Raw genomic sequence first — 5,805 nt, 5'->3', positions numbered from 1 at the left:
TTGTGAAAATTCTGATATTTTCCAAGTTTTCGACCGTTTTAAGGTAGTTTTTTGCCTCGGGGTCATTAGAACTTAAATCAATTTTGCTCATTAATTTAAACATGTTTTTGGTAACAATCATAGAAGACACATCCCTTTGGTTTTCATATTTATCAAAAACACTTTGACTGAAAGTAGCTTGTGAAACAAGAACTACTATTAATATTGCTATTATTTTTTTCATTGTTTTGGGTTTTATTTGTTATATATTATTTAAAGATTTTATTTGTTGGGTCTGCAAACTCATTTAAAACTGATAGATTTGAAGCACCGGTATTAAAGTGTTGTGAGAAAAAATTGAGTGCTACTTTGGTTTTTTCAAAAGCGATTTCTGCTTCAATACGTTCAGCATCGGTTATGGAATTTGCATTGTTTTGCAAAAAGAACGTTACCCCCAGTGCCACGACAAACAAAGCGGCTATGGAATACCACTGCCTCATACTTTTCAATACTCCCTGTTTTTCAGGCTTTAGTGTTTTGATTTCAGCATTGGTGCTTTCTGTTTTTGCTTGCGCGAAATAGGCAAACATGTCGCGATAAGGCTCTAAATGTGGAGCTATATCATTACCTGAAAAATAAGCTTTGAGCAATTTTTCATCTTCAATACCGGTTTCGCCTTCAAAATAGGCGTCCAGTAATTGTTCAATTTTTTGCAAGTCCATAATTGTATTTTTTTATTAATGCTTCCCTAACTGTTTTTCGTGCCCGTGAAAGATTGACCCTGATTGCGGTTTCATTCATTTCCATCACTTCAGCAATTTCGCTGTATTCATATTCTTCCACGTCGCGCAATTGCAAAATAATGCGCTGCTGCTCGGGCAATTGTTTCATGATTTCAAAAACCATGCCCACTCCATCTTTTGCTTCCACCTGGTCTTCTGTTCGGGCATCATAACTTTTGAAATTTTGATGCACTATGGTCAAGTTTGAAGCTTGTTTTGACTTGAGCCTGTCCAGACAATAATTTTTTGTCATCGTCATTGCAAAAGCCTCGGGTTTGGAGTATTTTTTTATATTCTCCCTGCCATTCCACAATTTCAAAAACACTTCCTGTACAGCATCTTCGGCTTCATCGTGTGAAACCAAAATGCGTTTCGCCATTCGGTATAATTTATCCTTTATGGGCATCACTATATTTATGAACTCGTGTTTTTGCATTGGTTGGTTTTGATGGTTTGTTAACTGCTAACAACTTGATGACGAATCACTCTATTTTTTGTTACAAAAATAATTGTCATTTACAATATTGTACTTATTTTTATTGTTCTAATGATGCTTGACCCAATTTGACTTCTATGAAATGCCCATTAACGGATTTATCAAACCATCCGCCTTGCGCTTCAAAGTCCTTCTCCGAAGCTCTGCGAAAGACGAAGCTTCAGGCGACGAAGCCGAATAATCTTTGGGCATTACATCTGACTATAAAAAAACAAATAAAAAGGAACAGATGAAAAAGATTAAACTTTTAGCCGTAATACTGCTACTCTCTATAGGTTTACAGTCCTGCTTTGAGGATTTTGATGACAATATACAAAATGTAACCACGCTCGATATACAAAACTTCATATATAAAGCGATGAACATTTGGTATTTGTACAAACCCAATGTGCCTGATTTGGCCAATGACCGGTTTGCCTCACAAAATGAATTGAATGAATATTTGGGCACCTACTCTACTCCCGAAGATTTATTTTCAGCATTAACCGCACCGCAGGACCGTTTTAGTTTTATAGTGAGTGATTACAGAGTTTTGGAAGCCGCTTTGGCAGGAATTTCTCTGAATCATGGAATGGAGTACGGCCTGGTTTTCTATCCCGAAAGTGAAACTAATGTTTTCGGTTATGTAAGGTATGTAATCCCCAACAGCGATGCTGCTCAAAAAGGAGTGCAACGCGGAATGATTTTCAATACCATTAACGGTGCTCAAATCACAAACGAAAACTTTACACTTTTAAGGGAGTTGACCTCTTATGAAATTGGATGGGCAACTTTTGACGGTACTAACATCACTTCCACCGGGGAAACAACTACATTAGTCAGGTCTGAAATTGTCGAAAACCCCATTCATATTGCAAATACTTTTACGATTGACGGTCAAAAAATCGGTTATATGATGTATAACGGCTTTACGGCAGATTTTGACACGCAACTCAATAATGCCTTTGGAACATTTAAAGCCGAAGGAATCAATGAGCTTATTCTGGATTTGCGCTACAACAGCGGTGGCTCAATTAGAAGTGCCATCGATTTGTCAGGTATGATTACAGGACAGTTCACCGGCCAAGTATTTTCAACCGAAGTGTGGAATCCCGAACTTCAATCCGTTTTCCAGCAGAACGATCCTGAAAGTTTGATTAATAGATTTACAAGTACTTTAAGAACTGGGGCTGCAATCAATAGTTTGAACCTCACCAGAATTTATATTTTATCTACACGCAGTACAGCATCAGCCAGTGAACTGGTAATAAATAGTCTTGACCCCTACATAGAGGTGATACTTGTGGGCGGAACCACCACAGGAAAGTTTCAGGCATCAACCACCTTTTATGACGGCCTACCACCCAATTTCAGAAGGTCTCAGGCCAATCTTTCGCATTTTTATGCCATCCAACCACTTATTTTCACTTCGGCCAACGCCAATGGCGTAACAGGATTTGTAGACGGCATCCCCCCCACTGTTGAATTTCCTGAAGATTTAACCAATCTGGGGGTTTTAGGTGAACTCAACGAACCTTTGCTTGAAGCAGCTTTAGATGAGATTTTTGGCAGAAGGCCCCAAAGCAAGTCACAATTTGAGTTTAAGGAAGTGGGGAACAGTAAAATGCACTTGCCAACATACAACAGAATGTATGTGGACAATGTAAACATGCCGGCCAATTAATTATTTTAAACCTGACTGTTCAACATTGATTTGATCTCGCATAAATGCCTGGCAAATATGATTCATTGAGGAAACGGTCTGCCTGATGACATTGGTTATGGTAGATACCGGTGCGCTTTTTTTGCTTAACCCCCTTGCATTTTTATACAGGAAGGTAATCATCTCATTGTAAAAAACTTCATTGCTTTCAAGCATTTCATTTAAAGAAGGTGCGTTTGTGGTGTCAACATCGACATATTGATGTATTTCGTCAATTTTGTTTTTGACAAAGCCTCTGAGTTTTTCCAAAATTTCAAGTGCCAGCGGGTCTTCACTATCGATGATGAATTTGATATTGTGAGCAACATCCTTAATATCCTTGGCCCCATAGACCAATGAACGCAATGCAATCATATTTGATGTGAGTTGTTCAGATTCTTTGTCGGTTAAGTTTTGTTCCTGAAGCTGCAGGTAAAATATGGTCAACTCATCTTCAAGGCGTTTAATTTTATCATATTTTTCATTGAGGTTTACAGCAGTTTGAAAAATTGTATTCCATCTCGAAGCCTTTTGATTGCCATTTGTAACAGCAAAACAAGTTTGAATAAAATCCTGAACATACACATACACCTGACCCAATTCATCTTTGATGGCTTTTAAGGCCACTTCAGGAAATTCAGTCGTGATTTTTCTGATGTAAAGTGTTTCACCCTCAGGTTCGGCTTTTTCATATCTATTCTTCAGGAATTTTTGAAAAGGACCCAAAAGCGGCAAGAATAATAAAATTCCTGCAAGATTTAATAGGGTATTCAGTAACACCAATTCCATTAAAGGGTCAGTCATATTAAAAAACACATAAACCTTATCGACAACCTGTTCCAGAAAAACAAATATGGTAATTCCTGCTGTTGAATTAAAAATCACATTGGCCAGTGCAAGTCTTTTTTTGTCAGCTGTGCCGCCTATAGAGCCTAACAATAGTGTGGAAGTCGTTCCCATATTGGCTCCAATTATCATTGCAAATGATTGATAAACATCAATTAGCCCGGCATTCAATGCGCTTAAAATGATTACTATCATGGCAGAGCTTGACTGAACTAAAGCAGTTACTATCAGGCCCAATAAAAGAAATGCCCAAAGTCCATACTGAGAATAGAATGTCATGTCGATTTGATCAGCGACAGCATCGAGAGCGTCTTTCATAAAATCCAACCCCAAAAACAATAAACCAAACCCGATGAGAAAAATACCGATATTTTTCAAAAACGGTCTGCTTTCCAGAAAGAGAAATGATAAAATTCCAAGTGTGAGAAAGGGAAAGGAAAAATCGGCTATGTTCATTTTAAAGCCAAGTGTAGCGACTATCCAGGCTGTAAACGTGGTTCCCAGGTTGGCCCCCAAAACAACGCCAAGAGCATTTTTTAAACTCAACATGCCGACACCAAGGAAAGCCAACACCAGTAAAGTGACCATCGAACTGCTTTGCAGGATTGCTGTTACAAAGGTTCCTGTAAGGATACCTTTCCAGCTTCGGTTTGTAAAACGTTTGATGATTTTTTGAAATGATTTTCCGGCAAGACCTTTAATGCCTTCCTCCAAATGACGCATCCCGAAAAGGAAAATTCCCAATCCGGCCAAAAACATCCAAAAATCAAAAGGGATTTCCTGCATACTTCAAATTTAGTAACAAAAATATTTATTTGACAATTTTAAACTTCACATATTTGTAAAACTCTCCACTCCAAAGCACTGATGACGATAGAGCAATAAGTGTTAAAAACTCAGGAATTGAAACAAACTCAAAGGAGAAAACACGTTGAAAAAACGGAAGTTCTATAATCATCAGCTGAATTACTACAGAAATAATAATTGCAAGGTTGACATATTTGTTTGAGAAAAAACCAATTTCAAAAACTGATTTCTTAAGCGACCGCATATTGTACAAATTGAACAACTGCGAAAACGCCATAACTATAAATACAGTCGTTCTGGCTTTTTCGATACTTACATCAATAAACCAGAAATAAACGGTTAGTGACAGAACAGTCATAATTCCTGCCATCATAAATAAAAAGGGTAAAACGCTTGAGTTAAGGATTTTTTCATCCTGTCTAACAGGTTTTTCTTTTAGGAGGTCCTTGTGTCCTCTCTCAGTCGCCAATGCTTTATCACAAACACCATCTGTCACAAGGTTTAACCAAAGGATTTGTGTGGCTGTCAGTGCCATGGGCAATCCCATAGCCACAAGAGAAACCAGGGTGGTGATTTCGGCAAAGTTGGTGGTTACTAAAAAGAAACTCGTTTTTCGGGCATTTGAAAACACTATCCTTCCTTCTTCAATGGCATTGACAATGGAAGCAAAATTATCATCGGCAAGTACTACCTGTGAGGATTCACGGGCGACATCGGTGCCCATAATGCCCATTGATACACCAATATCCGCTTTCTTTAGAGCCGGAGCGTCATTCACTCCGTCGCCGGTCATTGCTACTAATTCTCCCATTGCCTGAAGTCTTTCAGCAATGCGAAGCTTGACCGAGGGTGTCAATCGGGCAAAAACTGAAACTTTTGTGATTACTTCATCAAATTCCTTTTCGTCCAGTTGTAGTAATTGCTGCTCAGTTAAGGCAAGCAGTTCTCCTCCATCATTTTCGCCTATAATACCCACAGCTTTGGCAATGGCAATGGCGGTATTTATGTGGTCACCGGTGGCCATAATCACCCTCACACCTGCACTTTTACATTGCAAAACCGCTTCTTTAGTGTTAGGTCTTGGGGGGTCTATCATTCCGGTAAAACCGGAAAATACCAAATCCTTTATGGCATTCTCATCAATCTTTTCCGCCGAATCGGGCATTTTTTTATAGGCCAAACCTATTACCCGCATAGCATCGGCTGACCACGAA

The 5,805-nt window shown here is 38.7% G+C and carries 6 protein-coding genes; 1 reads left to right on the top strand and 5 read right to left on the bottom strand.

The window, feature by feature from the left end; translation table 11 throughout:
* The 3 genes from AC6F75_RS11030 to AC6F75_RS11020 all read right to left on the bottom strand — a co-directional run.
* Positions 1-223: DUF4252 domain-containing protein (locus AC6F75_RS11030; RefSeq protein ID WP_500715073.1), on the bottom strand; the 223-nt coding region annotated here is incomplete at its 3' end.
* Positions 224-248: 25 nt separating this feature from the next.
* Positions 249-701 (bottom strand): PG0215 family putative anti-sigma factor, encoded by a 453-nt coding sequence (locus tag AC6F75_RS11025; protein ID WP_500715072.1) that lies wholly within the window; start codon positions 699-701, stop codon positions 249-251.
* Positions 682-1,197: a GFO_1088 family ECF-type sigma factor gene (locus AC6F75_RS11020; protein ID WP_500715071.1), complete on the bottom strand. Its 516-nt coding sequence runs from the start codon at positions 1,195-1,197 to the stop codon at positions 682-684. The genes AC6F75_RS11025 and AC6F75_RS11020 overlap by 20 nt, the downstream gene beginning before the upstream one ends.
* 289 nt (positions 1,198-1,486) lie before the next feature.
* Here AC6F75_RS11020 and AC6F75_RS11015 point away from each other — a divergent pair, with 289 nt between their 5' ends.
* A complete protein-coding gene (locus tag AC6F75_RS11015; RefSeq protein ID WP_500715070.1) occupies positions 1,487-2,920 on the top strand; it encodes a GFO_1087 family putative carboxy terminal peptidase in 1,434 nt (477 codons plus the stop codon).
* Here the strand turns inward: AC6F75_RS11015 and AC6F75_RS11010 are convergent, their stop codons facing one another.
* Both AC6F75_RS11010 and AC6F75_RS11005 read right to left on the bottom strand, forming a co-directional pair.
* Entirely contained in the window at positions 2,921-4,570 is a 1,650-nt protein-coding gene (locus tag AC6F75_RS11010; protein ID WP_500715069.1) for a Na/Pi symporter, read from the bottom strand.
* A 25-nt stretch (positions 4,571-4,595) separates the two neighbouring features.
* Positions 4,596-5,805: HAD-IC family P-type ATPase (locus tag AC6F75_RS11005; RefSeq protein WP_500715068.1), on the bottom strand; the 1,210-nt coding region annotated here is incomplete at its 5' end.

Source organism: Planktosalinus sp. (assembly GCF_059864935.1).
Note: the sequence above shows the minus strand (reverse complement) of the source record. Positions and strands in the feature narration are given on the sequence as shown.